Consider the following 17213-nt stretch of genomic DNA (forward strand, 5'->3'; position numbering starts at 1 on the left):
TGATCTACCCGTGGGTAGCATCGGGCCATGGCAGAGACCCAGCAGGTTGACGAGAGCAGCGAGACCGCCGGCGGCGACCGCAAGGCGGCGGCGAGGGCCCAGCGCAGGACGGCCAGGCTCGCCAAGGAGATCGGCGCCTTCGCCAAGGCGCACGGCGGCGCCGAGGGACAGATCGCCTACATCGGGCAGAAGGGCGCCCGCATCGTCCTCGTCGGCGAGGACGGCGGCTGGGGCGACCTCGTGGCCCCCACGTACCAGATCGCCGAGCAGGCCGTGGAGAAGTCCGGGATCACCCGCCACGAGGCCTTCGACGGCGAGTTCGCGGCGAAGGTGAAGACCGGCCCCTACGAATGGACGCGCATGGCGGGGATCCAGGTCGGCGGCCGCAGCAACGGCTGAGCGTCCGGGACCCGTGTGACATTCCGGCCGCGGCGGCGCCCCCGCCGCGGCCGAAGACTGTCCCAGGGCTCGACTGGTTGCGGCTCAACTGGTCGGGGCTCAACTGGTCGGGATCAGGGCAACACCTGGCGGCCGGTTCACCCGTTAGGACCGTGGAGGCGCGGTCTATTCCTCGGGGGGATCCGGATGATCGAAACGCCGTCGCTGGTGGACCAGTACTGCCATGGAGTGCTGCGTACGGAGCTGGGGCTCGGCACCTTCGAGGCCCAGCTGGGCCGGGGCGAGGGGCCGCCCGCCGCCGGGACCACCTTCTTCGACACCCAGACCGGGTTCGCCGTACGCCGCTGGTGTCCGCCGCTGCTCGGCCTGGAACCGCACTGCGCCCCGGCCCGCTATCTCGCGCGCCGGCGTGAGCTGGGTGTGCTCGAGTCGGGGCGCAGGCTGCTGCGGGGCAGCGGCATCACGACGTACCTCGTCGACACCGGGCTGCCGGGCGATCTGAGCGGCCCGCGCGAGATGGCCACGGCCGGGGACGCCGAAGCACACGAGATCATCCGCCTGGAGCTGCTCGCCGAGCAGGTCGCGGACACCTCCGGCAGCGTGGCGTCGTTCCTCGCCAATCTCGCCGAGTCGGTGCACGCGGCCGCCGCGCACGCCGTCGCGTTCACCTCGGTCGCGGGCGTACGCGACGGCCTGGCGCTCGCGCCCGAACCGCCCGGCCCCGGAGAGGTGCGGGGCGCCGCCGGCCGGTGGCTCGCCGGCCGCCGGGCGGGCGGCAGCCTCACCGACCAGGTGCTGCTGCGGCATCTGCTGTGGATGGCCGTCGCCTCGGGCCGCCCGCTGCAGCTGCACGCCGGGCTCGCCGAGCCGGGCCTGCGCGTCGACCGCACCGATCCCGCCCTGCTCACGGATTTCGTCCGGGCGACGGCCGGGCTCGGCACCGACCTGGTGCTGCTGCACGGCTACCCGTACCACCGGCACACGGCCCACCTCGCCGCGGTCTTCCCGCACGTCTACGCCGACCTGGGCGCGGCTCTCGTCCGCACCGGGGCGCGGGCTGCGACCGTACTCGCCGAGATCCTGGAACTCGCCCCCTTCGGCAAGCTCCTGTTCTCCAGCGGCGCAGGTGCCCTGCCCGAACTGCATGTGGTGGGAGCACGCCTTTTCCGGGAGGCGCTGAGCAGGGTGCTCGGCGGGTGGGTCGCCGACGGGGCGTGGTCGCTGGCCGATGCGCAGCGCGTGGCGGGGCTCATCGCGGCGGGCAATGCGCGGCGGGTGTACGGGGTGGGTTGATCGTCACCGGAGCCGATCCGGGATGCTCCCGGCGGCCCGGCCTCGGACCGGACCTGTCAGGAGGCGGGCGACGCCACCGCGTGCCGCTGCGGCGGCGCCACGGCCGCCGGCTCATCGACCGGCCGCTCCCGCACCGACAGCAGGACACGCAGGACCGCGATCCACATGACGGCCGAGCCGAGCATGTGCAGCCCCACCAGGGCCTCGGGGAGGTCCATGAAGTACTGGACGTAGCCGATCACACCCTGGGCGAGCAGGACCAGGAACAGATCGCGGGTGCGGTGCAGCGGGCCCTTGGGGGCGTCGACCGCCTTGAGGACGAACCACAGGGCGAAGGTGAGGGTCACCACGATCCAGGCGAGCACGGCGTGCAGCTTGGCGACGGACTCCCAGTCGACCGGCATGCGCTCCACGTCGCTCGAGTCGCCCGCGTGCGGGCCCGCGCCGGTGACCACCGTGCCGACCATGATCAGCAGTACGGAGGCGGCGACCAGGATCCACACCATCTGCCGGACCGGCTTGCCGACCAGGGGGCGGGGCGCCGCGTCGCCCTCGCGGGTGCGCTGCCACATCACCGTGGCGACGGCGATCAGTGCGGAGGAGAGCAGGAAGTGCGCCGCGACCGTGTACGGGTTGAGGCCCACGAGTACGACGATGCCGCCGAGGATCGCATTGCTCATGACCAGCCAGAACTGCGCCCAGCCGAGCCGCGTGAGGCTCCGCCGCCACGGCTTCTGCGAGCGTGCCGCGATGATCGCCCAGCCGACCGCGGCACACAGGACGTAGGTGAGCATGCGGTTGCCGAACTCGATGGCGCCGTGGACGCCCATGGCGCTGGTCGCGGTGAGCGAGTCGTCGGTGCACTTGGGCCAGGTCGGGCAGCCGAGGCCCGAACCGGTCAGCCGCACCGCACCGCCGGTGACCACGATGACCGCCATCATGACGACGGTGGACAGGGCTGCACGCTGAACGGTCCGGGGCTGCGGGGTCCAGCGGTCGGCGATGAAGGCCAGCGGGTTGCGCACGGCTCGGGCGGCATCGGCTCGGGTCACTTTTGGCACGCGCACCATGCTAGAGCCGAGCTTGTGCATGAATTCACGCGGGTGTGCATGTCGGGACAGACCGCCTGCGGGCAGCGGAATGCGGGGCCCGGCAGACGCCGGACCCCGCTCGGGGCCGAGTTCACGCAGCTCGGTGGCCCCACAGCCACTCGGCCGGGCTGAGATCGTCGTCGGCGCGGCCGCGGAACACCTCGTCGCGCAGCAGCGCGGCGACGCCCTCGACGTGCCACATCTCACCCCAGACACGGGCGGTGGACTGCACGCGGGCGGTGCGCGGCGCGCGCACCGCGGCGTACTCCTCCAGGGCGGACGGCCAGGCGACCGTGCCGTTGCCGGCGGTGTGCCGGGTGGCGGTGGCGGCCAGCGTGGCCGCGTCCTCCAGGGCCTGGCAGGCGCCCTGCGCCAGGTACTGCAGCATCGGGTGGGCGGAGTCGCCGAGCAGGGCGATCCGGTCCTTCGTCCAGCAGGAGATCGGCTCGCGGTCGGCCATCGGCCACCAGCGCTGCCGGCCGAGGCCGGGCAGGGCGCGGCGCACCGGCTCGCACGCGGCCGCGAAGACCTGCTCCATCTCCTCCGGGCCGCCCCACTTCTCCTCGCCGCGGTCGAAGCCGGGGCTGCGGAAGACGGCGACCTGGTTGTAGAGGGCACCGGAGCGCAGCGGGTACTGGACCAGGTGCAGCTTGGGGCCCATCCACACCAGTACGTCGCGCAGGTTCTCGCCGCCCTTGACGTCCTCGATGGGGATCGTGCCGCGGTAGGCGACGTAGCCGGACTGGATCGGCTCGTCGTCGCTGAACAGCGCGCGGGTGCGCGAGTGCAGACCGTCGGCGGCGATGAGCGCGGCGCCCGTGTACTCGGTCCCGTCGGCCGTGCGGACCATGACCGAGCCCGGCTGCTGCTCGACGTCCTCGACACGCTGTCCGGTCAGCAGCTCCACGCCGGCCTCGCCGGCGGCCCGGACCAGGATGTCGAGCAGGTCGCTGCGGTGGACGACGACATACGGGCCGCCGAAGTGCTCCACGTATGCGGCGTCCAGGCGGAGCCGCGTCAGCTCCTTGCCGTCGACCGCGTTGTGGAAGACGAGGTGCTCGGGCAGCACGCCCGCCTCGACGACCTGGTCGAGTACGCCGAGGTCCCGCAGGACGCGGGTCGCGTTCGGCGCCATCTGCAGGCCTGCTCCGACCTCCGTGAAGGCGGGTGCCTGCTCGAGCACGGTCACCTCGTGGCCCGCGCGACGGGCGGCGAGGGCCGTCGCCACGCCGCCGATGCCGCCGCCGATGACGATGAGCTTGTCTTGGCTGCTCATTGCTTGCTCCTTATGCAAGATCATGCGAGGGCTCGTCCGCGAGCTTGACGCTCGCCGGCTCTTGAGGGGTACGAGCCCTCGCTGTTCGGCTCGTTCGCGCGCTCGTTCAGAGCCAGCGGGGCAGTACCGCCTGGGCGGAGCCCCGCGCCGCGCGGGCGCCCGCCGTGTCGCGGCCCAGCAGCCAGGCGCACAGCCCGGCCGCGGGCGCGGCGACGACCTCCGGCTTGGTGCCGTCCGGGCCCAGCCGGTACTCGGCGCCGTCCCGGTCGGTGGGCCGCAGCAGCACCGCCGGGCAGTCGTCCTTGGCCCCGACCGCCGCCGACACCTCGGCGAGCAGCGCGTCGACCAGGTCCGCCGGGAACGCGTCGGTGTCGTCGCCCGCGCCCAGGTCCACCAGGTGCACCCAGATCTCGCGGGTCCGCATCCAGGGCACCTCGCTCGCCGGGATGGTGCGGCCCAGGGCGCTGCGGACGATGGACTCCCAGGAGCCGGCGGGCAGCGCGTCGATGGTGGCGAGCAGCCGGGCGTCGGCGTCCCGGAAGTCCATGAGGACCACGGAGGCCGGGCGGCGGGCGCCCTGCTCGATGTCGTCCAGGCGCGACTCCGGGTTGGGGTACATCGGCGTCTCGACGCCGGTGCGGGCCCAGGTCAGCAGGTTGACCAGGGCGTCCGCGTTCCGGGCGAGATGCGTCAGGACGTGCGCCCGGGACCAGCCGGGCAGCAGCGACGGCCCCTCGGCCGCCGCGTCGCCCAGCTCGTCCAGGCGCTTGTGGAACAGGGCCGAGCCCTCGTGCACCCAGCCGAGCGTCCGCGCGAAGCCGCGCTCAGCCATCGGTCTTCTCCGCACGGCACACGTTGCGCAGCTCGCCGATGCCGGACACCGAGGTCGTCAGGGTCTGGCCGTCCGCGAGGTACCGCTGCGGCTTGCGGGCGTGGCCCACACCGCCCGGCGTACCGGTGGCGATCACGTCGCCCGGCTTCAGGGTGAGGATCGTCGAGATGTACGAGACGAGGGTCGCCGCGTCGAAGACGAGGTCGGAGGTGTCGGCCTGCTGCACGGTCTCGCCGTCCACCGCGCCGGTGAGCGTGAGACCCGAGGCGGGCTCGGCCTCGTCCGGCGTGACCAGGACCGGGCCGAAGGGCGTGGTGGCCTCGAAGGTCTTGCCCTGCAGCCACATAGGGGAGCGGTACTGCCAGTCGCGGGCGGTCACGTCGTTGAGGACCGAGTAGCCCGCGATCGCGGCGGCCGCGGTCTCCTTGTCGGCGTGGCGGACCGTGGTGCCGATGACGACGGCGAGCTCGGCCTCCCAGTCGATCGCGTCGGACGCGGCGGGCAGCACGACCTCGTCGTACGGGCCGACGAGCGCCTCGGGGTACTTCGCGAACAGCGTCGGGTACTGCGGCAGCTCGCGGCCCATCTCGAGGATGTGGTTCCGGTAGTTGAGGCCGACGCAGATGATCTTGCCCGGGTTGGGGACGACCGGCGCGTAGTCGAGCGAGTCGACGGCGTGCGCGGCGCCGGAGGCCGCGGCGGCGGTCTCCTTCCAGTTCGGGTCGGCGAGCAGCGAGCCCAGGTCGGCGTGGCCGGTCTCGAACGCGGTGTCGCCCTCGATGCGTACGGCAGCGGTGGTTCCGGCGGTGCGGATGGTGGCGAGCTTCATCAGTGGGTGGTCCTTTCGGCGACCGAGGCGGGAAGGGTGTGGAAGTGGAGGCGCTCCATGACGGGGGCGTCGCTGAAGCGGAACAGGTCGAGCTGCCGGTCCGCGCCCGCCTCGACGGACACCTCGGCCCAGGACGGGACGGTGACCAGGTCGCCGTGCGTGACGTCGAACCGCTCGCCGTTCACGACGAACGCGCCCTCGCCCTCGAAGACCTGCCACACCGACGAGGAGACCTCGCGTGATGCGGGGACGGCCGCCCCGGCGCGCAGCCGGTGCATCTCCGTACGGATCGTGGGCAGCGCGTCGGCGCCGGTGGTCGGGTTGGAGAAGCGGATCGCCGCGTGGCCCGGGTGCGCGGTGACGCCCTCGTGACCCTCGGCCTCCAGCTCCAGCTGGCCGGTCAGCGCGGCGTCCGTGTGCTCCCAGCGGTAGGCGGCGAGCGGCGACTTCGGGGTGTCGGCGAGGCCGGACAGCGGGCGCAGACCCGGGTGGCCCCAGATCCGCTCCGCCTTGGAGCGCTCGGGCGTCGAGCGGTCCTCCAGCGTGTTCGGGCCGAACTCGAAGAACTCAGTGTTCAGCGCCGAGGACAGCGGGATGTCGAGGCCGTCCAGCCACGCCATCGGCTTGTCCGTGGTGTTGTGGTGGCCGTGCCAGGCCCAGCCCGGCGTCAGCAGCAGGTCGCCGCGGCGCATCGCGACCGGGTCGCCGTCGACGATCGTCCACACGCCCTCGCCCTCCAGGACGAAGCGGAACGCGTTCTGCGCGTGGCGGTGGACCGGTGCAACCTCGTTCGGGCCGAGGTACTGGATCGCGGCCCACAGTGTCGGGGTCGCGTGCGGCAGGCCGTGCAGCCCCGGGTTGGAGAGGGAGATCGCACGGCGCTCGCCGCCCCGGCCGACCGGCACCAGCTCGCCCGCCTTGACTGCGGTGGCGTACAGCTCCTCCCAGCGCCAGCGGTGCGGGACCGCGGCCGGCTTGGGGTGAAGCGGCATCAGGTCCTCGCGCTCGGTCCACAGCGGGATCAGCCCGAGGGCGTCGAACTCCTTGTAGAGCTCGGTGAGTCTGGGGTCCTGCGGCTCTGCGGCCGCTTCCTGTCCGGACATGAGGAGCACGTCCCTTTCTCCTACGGGCGCCGCCGGGTTGTGGACGGCGCCGTCTCGCATGTCGATGACCATAGGGGGAGTTTTCTTCTGCGGAACACATAGCGGGTTAGAATTCCTCTGTGAGGAACTCTCGGACATCCGCTGACGCATCGAATGACGCATCGAACGGCACAACAGCGGGCGCAGCAGCCGCGGCGACCGGCGCGGGCACCGGCGAGCCGAACGCTTCCGACGCGTCCACCGGCGCGCCGAAGGCCTCCGGCGCGAGCCACGGCCCCGGCCTGGAATCCGTCGACAACGCCCTGACGCTGCTTCTCCTGCTCCGCAAGAACGGCCGCCTCCGGCTCAGCGACGCCGCCGACCACCTCGGCGTCGCCCGCTCCACCGCCCACCGGCTGCTCGCCACCCTGCGCAGCCGCGGCTTCGCGGTGCAGGGCGCCGACAAGGCGTACCGGCCAGGGCCCGCCCTCTATCGCCTCGGCATGTCGCAGCGCTCCGACTACGAACTCGTCGAGACCGCCCGGCCCCACATGCTCTGGCTCAACGGCAAACTGGGTGAAACGGTGCACCTCGTGGTGCGTTCCGGGGCCGAGGCGCGCTTCATGCACAGCATCGAGGGCACACACGCGCTGCGCGTCGGCAGCCGCGCGGGTGCCGTCCTGCCCGCGCATCTCGCCTCGGGCGGCAAGGCGCTGCTCGCCGATCTGAACGTGGCCGAACTCGCCGAGATCTACGGAGCGAAGGGCGACCAGGGCGAGGAGACGGACCCCGAGACCCTGCACCGCAGTCTCTCCGCGGTGCGCCGCCGGGGCTACGCGATCAACATCGGCGGCACCGAGCGGGGCGTCAACGCGGTGGGCGCCGCCGTCCGCGAGCCCGGCGGGCGCGCCGTCGCCGCGCTCACCGTGTCCGCGCCCTCGCTGCGCTTCACCCGGGCACACCTGGACGAGGCGGCGGGGGTGCTGCTGGAGGCCGTGCGGCGGATGGAGGCCGCCCTCTGACCTGCGGTGGAGGGCGCCCTGTGACGTGCGGTGCGTGCGGTGGAGGGCGGCCGGGAGGCAATTCCGCTCTGCGGAACCGACTGTCGAGAGTGGTTGCTCCTTGCGTAACCGCGCTGGTTCCATCCCGGTCACCGACAGGTCGCCCGCGCACCGCCGGAGGGACACCGGCGCACGCGAGAGGCGGCCCGAGGGTTCACCTGCCTCCCCCGCGACAGGACGTGGCCGCATGACCATCGACGCTCAGGCTCCCGCCACCCGCCCCACCGCCCCACCCCGCTCATCCGCACTGACCTGGGCCGTGGTCGCCCTGTGTACGGCGGCGATCACGGTGGAGGGCTTCGACCTCATCGTCTACGGCGTGGCACTGCCCGCGATGCTCGACGACGGCCCCCTGGGGCTTGACAAATCCCTCGCAGGCACCCTCGGCAGCCTCGCCTACGCGGGCATGCTCATCGGCGCCGTCGTCTGCGGACCGCTCGCCGACCGCCTCGGCAGGCGCCGTCTCCTGCTGGCCTCCGGCAGCGTCTTCACCGTGTTCACGGTGGCCTGCGCGCTGGCCGCCGAGCCCTGGCAGTTCGGCCTGTTCCGGCTGCTCGCGGGCATCGGCATGGGCGGTGTGATGCCGTCCTGCGTGGCGCTGAGCAAGGAGCACGCGCCGCGCGGCCGTTCCGCGCTGGTGGCGACCGTGGTGCTGGCCGGCATCCCCATCGGCGGCGTCCTGGCCGCGCTGACCGCCACGACCTGGGGTGAGACCCTGGGCTGGCGCGGCCTCTTCGGCGTCGGCGGCGCCCTGTCGGCGGTCGTGTTCGCCACCGCCTACTTGCTGCTGCCGGGCTCCCGCCCTGTCTCCGCGCCCGCCGGCGAGGCCGCTGCCGTTCGCGAGGTCTCTCCCGACGGCGAGGCGGCCGGTGTCCGGACCGTGCTCTCCAGCGCGTACGCGCGCCACACCGTCCTGTTCACCGTCGGCAACTTCGCGGTCCTGCTGGCCTGGTACGGCCTGAACACCTGGCTCACGCAGCTGATGCGCGAGATGGACTATCCGCTCGGCTCGGCCCTGCGCTTCACGCTGGTCCTCAACCTCGGTGCCGTCGTCGGCTCGTTCGCGCTCGCCCTCCTCGCCGACCGGATCGGACCGCGGCTGGTCACCGCAGGCAGCGCCGTGCTCGCCGCGCTCGCCGTCCTCGCCCTGTCGCAGGGCGGCAGCACGGCCGTGATCCTCGGCGTCACGGCGCTCGCGGGTGTCGGCGCCCAGTCGGCGCTGACGATGCTCAACGACTGGGTCGCGTCCAGCTACCCGGCCTCGGCCCGCGCCACCGCGCTGGGCTGTGTCTCCGGCTTCGGGCGCGGCGGTGCGATCGTGGCGCCGCTGCTGGGTGGCTGGATCCTGGACGCCGCGATGGGGCCGACCACCGTGTTCTACGTGTTCGCGGCGGCCGCGCTGGTGTGTGCTGTGGCGCTGCTGGCGATCCCGGCGCGCCGGGGCTGATGTCGCCCTTCGTGCTCGCGAACTCCCCCAGCTAACGCCGGGAGGTGCCCCCAGACGGCTGAGGAAATAGGGTCACTCCCAGCGGAAGAGCTTCCCCGCCGCCCCCAGCCCCACGACCGCCCACACCGCCAGGATCCCGAGGTCGCCCCATGGCATCCCGGCCCCGTGCTGCAGCACGTCCCGCAGCCCGTCCGACAGGGCCGAGATCGGCAGCAGGCCGAGCACCGACTGCGCCGCGTCCGGGAACCTGTCGAGCGGGACGATCACGCCGCCGCCGACCAACAGCAGAAGGAAGACCAGGTTGGCGGCGGCCAGGGTCGCCTCCGCCTTCAACGTGCCGGCCATCAGCAGGCCGAGGCCGGAGAAGGCGGCCGTGCCCAGGATCAGCAGGAGCAGTACGGCGAGGGGGTTGCCCTGCGGCGACCAGCCCAGCGCGAAGGCGATCACCGTGAGCAGGACCACCTGCAGTACCTCGGTGACCAGCACGGACAGCGTCTTCGCGGTCATCAGGCCCCAGCGCGGCAACGGAGACATGCCGAGCCGCTTCAGGACGCCGTACCGCCGCTCGAAGCCGGTCGCGATGGCCTGCCCGGTGAACGCCGTCGACATCACGGCGAGCGCGAGGACGCCGGGAGCCAGGAAGTCCACGGCCTTGCCGCTCCCGGTGTCGACGATGTCGACCGAGCTGAAGAGCACCAGCAGCAGCGTCGGAATGACGACGGTGAGCAGCAGCTGCTCGCCGTTGCGCAGCAGCATCTTCGTCTCGAGCACCGCCTGGGCCGCGATCATCCGCGACAGCGGAGCCGCTCCCGGCCTCGGCGTGTAGGTGCCGGCGCTCGTCGGCCGCGCTTCGGTTCCGGCGCTCATCCGCGCAGCTCCTTACCGGTCAATTCCAGGAACACGTCTTCGAGGGTGTGCCGCTCGACCGAGATCTTGTCCGGCATCACACCGTGCTGGGCGCACCAGGACGTGACGGTGGCCAGTAGCTGCGGGTCGACCTTGCCGGACACGCGGTAGGCGCCCGGCGTCAGCTCGGCCGCGGCGCAGTCCGACGGGAGGGCCTTGAGCAGCGAAGCGACGTCCAGGCCGGGGCGCCCGGTGAACCGCAGGGTGTTCTCGGCGCCGCCGCGGCAGAGCTCCTCGGGGGAGCCCTGCGCGATGACCTTGCCGGCGTCGATGATCGCGACGTCGTCGGCCAGCTGCTCGGCCTCGTCCATGTAGTGGGTGGTCAGGATCACCGAGACGCCGTCCGCCCGGAGATCGCGTACGAGGTCCCAGGTGGCCCGGCGCGCCTGCGGGTCGAGGCCCGCGGTCGGCTCGTCGAGGAAGACCAGTTCCGGGCGGCCGACGACGGCCATGGCGAGTGCGAGACGCTGCTGCTGGCCGCCGGACAGTCGGCGGTAGGTCGTACGGCCGCAAGAGCCGAGTCCGAGGCGCTCGATGAGCGCGTCCACGTCCAGCGGCTGCGCGTGCAGCTTCGCGACATGGCGCAGCATCTCGTCGGCCCGGGCGCCCGAGTACACGCCGCCGGACTGGAGCATCACGCCTATCCGCGGCCGCAGCGCGGCGGCCTGCCGTACGGGGTCCAGGCCGAGGACGCGCACGGTCCCCGAGTCCGGCTTCCGGTATCCCTCGCAGGTCTCGACGGTGGTGGTCTTGCCGGCACCGTTGGGGCCGAGGACGGCGGTGATGCCCGGCCCGGCCGCCAGGTCGAGTCCGTCGACCGCGGTCTTCGTGCCGTACCGCTTGGTCAGGCCATGGACCTGCACGACGGGCTCTACTCGCATGCCGGGAAGTCTAGGGAGTGACCCGAGGGCACCCGGCGGGCGGGGTCTGCCCGGTCCGACCCCGGTTCCGGCTCGCCGAAGACGTCGGCGCCACCCGCGATCCGCCAGGGGAAGCCGCCGTGACATGGGCAGAGTGGGCCGGTCGGAGGGGGTTTCGTCATGCTCCGGGAGTGTGCAGGACCGCCGCTCGCGCCGCCATCGGTTTGATCGATCAATGATCATTTCCGCAGGTCAGTTTAGGTATGCCTAAGTGACGCACGGCACCGCGAGTGTTCCGGACGTGGGTTGTCAGGCTCTCGGGAATTACGCAACAATGGCGTTGTGAAAAACGGCACGCGATCGACTGAGGCTCCACAGGAGGAGCTCGCGACCGGGGAGCGGTCCACCCGCAACCGGGTCGCGCGGTCCATCCTGGATCACGGGCCCTCGACCGTGGCCGACCTGGCCGGGCGGCTCGGCCTCACCCAGGCGGCTGTGCGCCGCCACCTCGACGCACTCGTCGCCGATGATGTCGTGGAGGCGCGTGAGCAGCGGGTCTACGGCGCGCGTACGCGCGGGCGGCCGGCCAAGGTGTTCGCGCTGACGGACTGCGGCCGGGACGCCTTCGACCAGTCGTACGACAAGCTCGCGGTGGACGCGCTGCGCTGGATCGAGCGGAACGCGGGAGGTCAGGCGGCGGTCGTGGCCTTCGCCCGGGCCCGGCTCGCGGCGCAGGCCGAGGCCTACCGCAAGGCGATCGAGGCGGCGGCCCCGGAGGAGCGCACGGAGGCTCTGGCCAAGGCTCTGAGCGTCGACGGGTACGCTGCAACGGCGCGGAGCGCACCCGGTCGGGCCAACGGCGAGCAGCTGTGCCAGCACCACTGCCCGGTGGCCCACGTCGCGGAGCAGTACCCGCAGCTGTGCGAGGCGGAGACCGAGGTCTTCTCGCAGCTGCTCGGGACGCACGTCCAGCGGCTGGCCACCATCGCCCACGGTGACGGCGTCTGCACGACGTTCATCCCGCGGAGCGATCCACCAGGGCAGAGCGTGGGACAGGCCCCGCACACCCCACAGACCACGAACAACCCATCTGCAAGCACGGCCGGGAGGAACCCCGCATGACTCTCCCCACGGAGACTGCTCACCCTGAGCTCGAGGGCCTGGGCAACTACGAATTCGGCTGGGCCGACTCCGACGAGGCCGGTGCCTCTGCCAAGCGCGGCCTGAACGAGGACGTCGTCCGGGACATCTCCGCGAAGAAGTCGGAGCCGGAGTGGATGACCAAGCTCCGTCTCAAGGGCCTGAAGCTCTTCGAGAAGAAGCCCATGCCGACCTGGGGCTCGGACCTGTCGGGCATCGACTTCGACAACATCAAGTACTTCGTGCGCTCCACGGAGAAGCAGGCGGAGTCCTGGGAGGACCTGCCCGAGGACATCAAGAACACGTACGACAAGCTCGGCATCCCCGAGGCGGAGAAGCAGCGCCTCGTCGCGGGTGTCGCCGCCCAGTACGAGTCGGAGGTCGTCTACCACCAGATCCGCGAGGACCTGGAGGAGCAGGGCGTCATCTTCCTCGACACCGACACCGCGCTGAAGGAGCACCCGGAGCTCTTCAAGGAGTACTTCGGGACCGTCATCCCGGTCGGCGACAACAAGTTCGCCTCGCTGAACTCGGCCGTGTGGTCCGGTGGCTCGTTCATCTACGTCCCGCCGGGCGTGCACGTGGAGATCCCGCTCCAGGCCTACTTCCGGATCAACACGGAGAACATGGGCCAGTTCGAGCGGACCCTGATCATCGTCGACGAGGGCGCCTACGTGCACTACGTCGAGGGTTGTACGGCCCCGATCTACAAGTCGGACTCGCTGCACTCCGCGGTCGTCGAGATCATCGTCAAGAAGAACGCCCGCTGCCGCTACACGACCATCCAGAACTGGTCGAACAACGTCTACAACCTGGTCACCAAGCGCGCCGTGGCGTACGAGGGCGCGACCATGGAGTGGATCGACGGCAACATCGGCTCCAAGGTCACGATGAAGTACCCGGCCGTCTACCTGATGGGCGAGCACGCCAAGGGCGAGACCCTGTCGATCGCCTTCGCGGGCGAGGGCCAGCACCAGGACGCCGGCTCCAAGATGGTCCACATGGCGCCGAACACGTCGTCCAACATCGTCTCCAAGTCGGTGGCGCGCGGCGGCGGCCGTACCTCCTACCGCGGCCTGGTCGAGATCGGCGAGGGCGCCGCGGGCTCGAAGTCCAACGTGCTCTGTGACGCGCTGCTCGTCGACACGATCTCGCGTTCCGACACCTACCCGTACGTCGACGTCCGCGAGGACGACGTGTCCATGGGCCACGAGGCGACCGTCTCCAAGGTCTCCGAGGACCAGCTCTTCTACCTGATGAGCCGCGGTCTCTCCGAGTTCGAGGCGATGGCGATGATCGTGCGCGGCTTCGTCGAGCCGATCGCCAAGGAGCTGCCCATGGAGTACGCGCTGGAGCTCAACCGGCTGATCGAGCTGCAGATGGAGGGCGCGGTCGGCTGATCCGGCCCCGCTCCCGCACAGCAGCCTGAAGACTCGTAGACGTAGGAAGAGAGCAACACGACAGCCATGGCTGAGAACATTCCGGTGGGCTCCACCACCGCCGGCTCGATCGCGGTCGCCGCGGAGTCGACCGTCGCCACGCGCATGAGCGCGCCGCCGTCCTTCGACGTGGCGGACTTCCCCGTGCCGCACGGCCGCGAGGAGGAGTGGCGCTTCACGCCGCTGGAGCGGCTGCGCGGGCTGCACGACGGCACCGCGGTCGCCAACGGAACCGGTGTGAAGGTCGAGGTCGAGGCCCCCGAGGGCGTCATCGTCGAGACCGTCGGGCGCGACGACGCCCGGCTCGGCAAGGCGGGCACCCCGGTGGACCGCGTCGCCGCCCAGGCGTACTCGTCCTTCGAGAAGGCCTCGGTCGTGACCGTCCCCGAGGAGAAGGTCCTCGAGACCCCGATCCGGATCGCCGTGCACGGCGAGGGCGGGGTCGCCTTCGGCCACCAGGTGATCGAGCTGGGCAACTTCGCCGAGGCCGTCGTCGTCATCGACCACACCGGTGACGCCGTGCTCGCAGCCAACGTCGACTACATCCTGGGCGACGGCGCCAAGCTCACCGTCGTCTCCATCCAGGACTGGGACGAGAAGGCGGTGCACGTCGCCCAGCACAACGCGCTGGTCGGCCGTGACGCGAGCTTCAAGTCCGTGGTCGTCACCTTCGGCGGCGACCTCGTCCGTCTCCACCCGCGCGTCACGTACGCGGGCACGGGCGGCGAGGCCGAGCTGTTCGGCCTGTACTTCACCGACGAGGGCCAGCACCAGGAGCACCGCCTCCTGGTCGACCACAACACCCCGCACTGCAAGTCCAATGTCGCCTACAAGGGCGCGCTCCAGGGCGACGACGCGCACGCGGTGTGGATCGGCGACGTCCTCATCGAGGCCAAGGCCGAGGGCACGGACACCTACGAGATGAACCGGAACCTGGTTCTGACCGACGGTGCCCGCGTCGACTCCGTGCCGAACCTGGAGATCGAGACCGGCGAGATCGTCGGCGCCGGCCACGCGAGCGCCACCGGCCGCTTCGACGACGAGCAGCTCTTCTACCTGATGGCCCGCGGCATCCCGGAGCAGGACGCCCGCCGCCTCGTCGTCCGCGGCTTCTTCGCCGAGCTGGTCCAGCAGATCGGTGTCGAGGACATCGAGGAGCGCCTCATCGCGAAGATCGAGGCAGAGCTGGAGGCGGCGGTCGGATGACTGACCCGTCGAAGTTCGTACGCGTCTGCGGACTGAGCGAGCTGGAGGATGACACCCCGAAGCGGGTGGACATCGACGGCACGCCGGTCTCGGTCGTCCGTACCGAGGGCGAGGTGTTCGCGATCTACGACATCTGCTCGCACGCGAACGTCTCCCTCTCCGAGGGCGAGGTGGAGGACTGCCAGATCGAGTGCTGGCTGCACGGCTCCAGCTTCGACCTCCGCACCGGCAAGCCGTCCGGCCTACCCGCGACGCGCCCTGTCCCCGTATACCCCGTAAAGATCGAAGGGGACGACGTACTCGTCTCCCTCACCCAGGAGTCCTGAGGCACCCATGGCAACGCTTGAAATCCGAGACCTGCACGTCACCGTCGAGGCCGACAACGCCACGAAGGAGATCCTCAAGGGCGTCGACCTGACCGTGAAGCAGGGCGAGACGCACGCCATCATGGGCCCCAACGGCTCGGGCAAGTCGACCCTCGCCTACTCCCTCGCGGGTCACCCGAAGTACACGATCACCAGCGGCACCGTCACCCTCGACGGCGAGGACGTCCTCGCGATGTCCGTCGACGAGCGCGCCCGCGCCGGCCTGTTCCTCGCCATGCAGTACCCGGTCGAGGTCCCCGGCGTCTCGGTCTCCAACTTCCTGCGCACCTCCGCCACCGCCGTCCGTGGCGAGGCCCCCAAGCTGCGTACCTGGGTGAAGGAGGTCAAGGAGGCCATGGAGCGCCTCTCGATCGACCCCGCCTTCGCCGAGCGCAACGTCAACGAGGGCTTCTCCGGCGGTGAGAAGAAGCGCCACGAGATCCTTCAGCTCGAGCTGCTCAAGCCGAAGGTCGCCATCCTCGACGAGACCGACTCCGGCCTCGACGTCGACGCCCTGCGCGTCGTGTCCGAGGGCGTCAACCGCGTGCGCGAGACCGGCGAGGTCGGCACCCTGCTGATCACGCACTACACGCGGATCCTCCGCTACATCAAGCCCGACTACGTCCACGTCTTCGCGGCCGGCCGCATCGTCGAGTCCGGCGGCGCCGAGCTCGCCGACAAGCTGGAGAACGAGGGCTACGAGGCATACACGAAGGGTGGCGCATCCGCGTGACACAGCTGCCGGGCCTCCTCGACACCGAGGCGATCCGCAAGGACTTCCCGATCCTGGACCGCCTGGTCCACGACGGGAAGAAGCTGGTGTACCTGGACAACGCGGCGACCTCCCAGAAGCCGCGCCAGGTCCTCGACGTGCTCAACGCCTACTACGAGCGGTACAACGCCAACGTCCACCGCGGCGTGCACGTGCTCGCCGAGGAGGCCACGGCGGAGTACGAAGGCGCCCGCGACAAGGTCGCCGCCTTCATCAACGCGCCGAGCCGCGACGAGGTGATCTTCACGAAGAACGCCTCCGAGTCGCTCAACCTCGTGGCGAACATGCTCGGCTGGGCCGACGAGCCCTACCGGGTCGACCACGAGACCGAGATCGTCATCACCGAGATGGAGCACCACTCCAACATCGTTCCGTGGCAGCTGCTGTCGCAGCGCACCGGCGCGAAGCTGAAGTGGTTCGGCCTCACGGACGACGGCCGTCTCGACCTCTCGAACATCGAAGAGATCATCACGGAGAAGACGAAGATCGTCTCGTTCGTGCTGGTCTCCAACATCCTGGGCACGGTCAACCCGGTCGAGGCCATCGTGCGCCGCGCCCAGGAGGTCGGTGCGCTGGTGCTGATCGACGCCTCGCAGGCGGCGCCCCACATGCCGCTCGACGTCCAGGCCCTGCAGGCCGACTTCGTGGCCTTCACCGGCCACAAGATGTGCGGCCCGACGGGCATCGGCGTCCTGTGGGGACGGCAGGAGCTCCTCGAGGACCTGCCGCCGTTCCTCGGCGGCGGCGAGATGATCGAGACCGTCTCGATGCACTCGTCGACGTACGCCCCGGCGCCGCACAAGTTCGAGGCGGGCACCCCGCCGATCGCGCAGGCGGTCGGTCTGGGCGCGGCCATCGACTACCTGAACTCCATCGGCATGGAGAACATCGCCGCCCACGAGCACGCGCTCACGGAGTACGCGGTGAAGCGCCTGCTCGAGGTCCCCGACCTCAGGATCATCGGCCCGACGACGGCCGAGGACCGGGGCGCCGCGATCTCCTTCACGCTCGGCGACATACACCCCCACGATGTGGGCCAGGTCCTCGACGAGCAGGGCATCGCGGTCCGGGTCGGCCACCACTGCGCCCGACCGGTGTGCCTGCGGTACGGAATTCCTGCGACCACACGAGCGTCGTTCTATCTGTACTCCACACCGGCCGAGATCGACGCTCTGGTGGACGGCCTGGAGCACGTACGGAACTTCTTCGGCTGAG

Annotated in this window: 17 protein-coding genes; 10 read left to right on the forward strand and 7 right to left on the reverse strand. The window is 71.1% G+C overall.

Annotated elements, in window-relative coordinates; all coding sequences use genetic code 11:
- The first annotated feature begins 27 nt into the window (after window positions 1-27).
- On the forward strand, window positions 28-399 hold the full coding sequence (locus tag ACWD4J_RS02745; protein ID WP_451393432.1) for a hypothetical protein: 372 nt from the start codon (window positions 28-30) through the stop codon (window positions 397-399).
- A gap of 186 nt (window positions 400-585) precedes the next feature.
- The gene (locus tag ACWD4J_RS02750) at window positions 586-1692 is read left to right on the forward strand and encodes an amidohydrolase family protein (RefSeq protein WP_451393433.1); all 1107 of its coding nucleotides are present in this window, start codon (window positions 586-588) and stop codon (window positions 1690-1692) included.
- 56 nt (window positions 1693-1748) lie between these two features.
- On the opposite strand, the gene ACWD4J_RS02755 is transcribed toward ACWD4J_RS02750, so the two are convergent.
- The 5 genes from ACWD4J_RS02755 to ACWD4J_RS02775 all read right to left on the reverse strand — a co-directional run bounded on the left by ACWD4J_RS02755 (window position 1749) and on the right by ACWD4J_RS02775 (window position 6823).
- Window positions 1749-2762 carry a COX15/CtaA family protein gene (locus ACWD4J_RS02755; protein WP_451393434.1) on the reverse strand — a complete coding sequence of 338 codons (1014 nt, stop codon included), beginning with the start codon at window positions 2760-2762 and terminating at the stop codon, window positions 1749-1751.
- Between the two features lie 112 nt (window positions 2763-2874).
- Window positions 2875-4059, reverse strand: a complete 1185-nt coding sequence (locus ACWD4J_RS02760; RefSeq protein ID WP_451393435.1) for an FAD-dependent monooxygenase — start codon at window positions 4057-4059, stop codon at window positions 2875-2877.
- 106 nt (window positions 4060-4165) lie between these two features.
- A complete protein-coding gene (locus ACWD4J_RS02765) occupies window positions 4166-4891 on the reverse strand; it encodes a maleylpyruvate isomerase family mycothiol-dependent enzyme (RefSeq protein ID WP_451393436.1) in 726 nt (241 codons plus the stop codon).
- Window positions 4884-5720, reverse strand: coding sequence for a fumarylacetoacetate hydrolase family protein (locus ACWD4J_RS02770; protein ID WP_451393437.1), 837 nt, complete (start codon window positions 5718-5720; stop codon window positions 4884-4886). Before ACWD4J_RS02770 ends, ACWD4J_RS02765 begins: the two co-directional genes overlap by 8 nt.
- The gene (locus ACWD4J_RS02775) at window positions 5720-6823 is read right to left on the reverse strand and encodes a cupin domain-containing protein (protein ID WP_451393438.1); all 1104 of its coding nucleotides are present in this window, start codon (window positions 6821-6823) and stop codon (window positions 5720-5722) included. The genes ACWD4J_RS02770 and ACWD4J_RS02775 overlap by 1 nt, the downstream gene beginning before the upstream one ends.
- Before the next feature lie 119 nt (window positions 6824-6942).
- Between ACWD4J_RS02775 and ACWD4J_RS02780 the strand changes: the two genes are divergently transcribed.
- Window positions 6943-7824 (forward strand): IclR family transcriptional regulator, encoded by an 882-nt coding sequence (locus ACWD4J_RS02780; RefSeq protein ID WP_451393439.1) that lies wholly within the window; start codon window positions 6943-6945, stop codon window positions 7822-7824.
- Between the two features lie 226 nt (window positions 7825-8050).
- Window positions 8051-9310 carry an MFS transporter gene (locus tag ACWD4J_RS02785; RefSeq protein ID WP_451393440.1) on the forward strand — a complete coding sequence of 420 codons (1260 nt, stop codon included), beginning with the start codon at window positions 8051-8053 and terminating at the stop codon, window positions 9308-9310.
- Between the two features lie 72 nt (window positions 9311-9382).
- Here the strand turns inward: ACWD4J_RS02785 and ACWD4J_RS02790 are convergent, their stop codons facing one another.
- Window positions 9383-10177 (reverse strand): ABC transporter permease, encoded by a 795-nt coding sequence (locus ACWD4J_RS02790; RefSeq protein WP_451393441.1) that lies wholly within the window; start codon window positions 10175-10177, stop codon window positions 9383-9385.
- Window positions 10174-11097, reverse strand: coding sequence for an ABC transporter ATP-binding protein (locus ACWD4J_RS02795; RefSeq protein ID WP_451393442.1), 924 nt, complete (start codon window positions 11095-11097; stop codon window positions 10174-10176). Before ACWD4J_RS02795 ends, ACWD4J_RS02790 begins: the two co-directional genes overlap by 4 nt.
- 285 nt (window positions 11098-11382) lie before the next feature.
- On the opposite strand from ACWD4J_RS02795, the gene ACWD4J_RS02800 reads away from it, so the two are divergent.
- From ACWD4J_RS02800 to ACWD4J_RS02825, 6 genes are all read left to right on the forward strand, one after another.
- On the forward strand, window positions 11383-12198 hold the full coding sequence (locus ACWD4J_RS02800; RefSeq protein ID WP_451393443.1) for a helix-turn-helix transcriptional regulator: 816 nt from the start codon (window positions 11383-11385) through the stop codon (window positions 12196-12198).
- A complete protein-coding gene (gene sufB / locus ACWD4J_RS02805) occupies window positions 12195-13616 on the forward strand; it encodes a Fe-S cluster assembly protein SufB (RefSeq protein WP_451393444.1) in 1422 nt (473 codons plus the stop codon). Before ACWD4J_RS02800 ends, sufB begins: the two co-directional genes overlap by 4 nt.
- A gap of 66 nt (window positions 13617-13682) precedes the next feature.
- Complete coding sequence (gene sufD / locus ACWD4J_RS02810) at window positions 13683-14861, forward strand: Fe-S cluster assembly protein SufD (protein WP_451393445.1); 1179 nt, start codon at window positions 13683-13685, stop codon at window positions 14859-14861.
- Window positions 14858-15187 carry a non-heme iron oxygenase ferredoxin subunit gene (locus tag ACWD4J_RS02815; protein WP_351296305.1) on the forward strand — a complete coding sequence of 110 codons (330 nt, stop codon included), beginning with the start codon at window positions 14858-14860 and terminating at the stop codon, window positions 15185-15187. Before sufD ends, ACWD4J_RS02815 begins: the two co-directional genes overlap by 4 nt.
- Before the next feature lie 7 nt (window positions 15188-15194).
- On the forward strand, window positions 15195-15959 hold the full coding sequence (gene sufC / locus ACWD4J_RS02820; protein WP_451393446.1) for a Fe-S cluster assembly ATPase SufC: 765 nt from the start codon (window positions 15195-15197) through the stop codon (window positions 15957-15959).
- Window positions 15956-17212, forward strand: coding sequence for a cysteine desulfurase (locus tag ACWD4J_RS02825; RefSeq protein WP_451393447.1), 1257 nt, complete (start codon window positions 15956-15958; stop codon window positions 17210-17212). The genes sufC and ACWD4J_RS02825 overlap by 4 nt, the downstream gene beginning before the upstream one ends.
- Window position 17213 lies beyond the last annotated feature (1 nt).

The organism is Streptomyces sp. NPDC002577 (assembly GCF_053594815.1).

Coding starts and splice junctions, on each gene's coding strand:
- ACWD4J_RS02775 (WP_451393438.1), bottom strand. CDS start 6,823: ATGTCCGGACAGGAAGCGGCCGCAGAGCCGCAGGACCCCAGACTCACC.
- ACWD4J_RS02745 (WP_451393432.1), top strand. CDS start 28: ATGGCAGAGACCCAGCAGGTTGACGAGAGCAGCGAGACCGCCGGCGGC.
- sufC (WP_451393446.1), top strand. CDS start 15,195: ATGGCAACGCTTGAAATCCGAGACCTGCACGTCACCGTCGAGGCCGAC.
- ACWD4J_RS02770 (WP_451393437.1), bottom strand. CDS start 5,720: ATGAAGCTCGCCACCATCCGCACCGCCGGAACCACCGCTGCCGTACGC.
- ACWD4J_RS02790 (WP_451393441.1), bottom strand. CDS start 10,177: ATGAGCGCCGGAACCGAAGCGCGGCCGACGAGCGCCGGCACCTACACG.
- sufB (WP_451393444.1), top strand. CDS start 12,195: ATGACTCTCCCCACGGAGACTGCTCACCCTGAGCTCGAGGGCCTGGGC.
- ACWD4J_RS02750 (WP_451393433.1), top strand. CDS start 586: ATGATCGAAACGCCGTCGCTGGTGGACCAGTACTGCCATGGAGTGCTG.
- ACWD4J_RS02795 (WP_451393442.1), bottom strand. CDS start 11,097: ATGCGAGTAGAGCCCGTCGTGCAGGTCCATGGCCTGACCAAGCGGTAC.
- ACWD4J_RS02765 (WP_451393436.1), bottom strand. CDS start 4,891: ATGGCTGAGCGCGGCTTCGCGCGGACGCTCGGCTGGGTGCACGAGGGC.
- ACWD4J_RS02815 (WP_351296305.1), top strand. CDS start 14,858: ATGACTGACCCGTCGAAGTTCGTACGCGTCTGCGGACTGAGCGAGCTG.
- ACWD4J_RS02785 (WP_451393440.1), top strand. CDS start 8,051: ATGACCATCGACGCTCAGGCTCCCGCCACCCGCCCCACCGCCCCACCC.
- ACWD4J_RS02760 (WP_451393435.1), bottom strand. CDS start 4,059: ATGAGCAGCCAAGACAAGCTCATCGTCATCGGCGGCGGCATCGGCGGC.
- sufD (WP_451393445.1), top strand. CDS start 13,683: ATGGCTGAGAACATTCCGGTGGGCTCCACCACCGCCGGCTCGATCGCG.
- ACWD4J_RS02755 (WP_451393434.1), bottom strand. CDS start 2,762: ATGGTGCGCGTGCCAAAAGTGACCCGAGCCGATGCCGCCCGAGCCGTG.